The 250-nt window shown below is 62.4% G+C and carries 1 protein-coding gene; it reads left to right on the forward strand.

Annotated elements, in window-relative coordinates; translation table 11 throughout:
* A partial coding sequence (locus MTX36_RS29675; RefSeq protein ID WP_243623228.1) for an HNH endonuclease signature motif containing protein occupies window positions 1–250 on the forward strand: 250 nt, incomplete at both ends.

A 250-nucleotide genomic window follows, 5' to 3' on the forward strand; every position in this document is an offset into this window, starting at 1 on the left:
GTTGGTCTACCGCCCCGGTGCGGCAGTGGATGCGTGGGTGCGGGCGTTGGCGGGGAGTTGTCAGTGGTTGCACTGTGATGTTCCGGCGTGGAATTGCGATCTCGATCATCTGGTGCCGTTCGATCACGCTGACCCTGCTCGCGGTGGGAAGACGACCGCGTCGAATCTGTCGGCGTATTGCCGTAATCATCATCGGCTCAAGCATTCCGGCCGGTGGGTGCATACCCCGAACTCGGATCGGACGGTCAGC

Origin of the sequence: Rhodococcus sp. ARC_M6, assembly GCF_022810305.1 — a bacterium.
In the GTDB taxonomy this organism is placed as follows: Bacteria; Actinomycetota; Actinomycetes; order Mycobacteriales; family Mycobacteriaceae; genus Rhodococcus_F.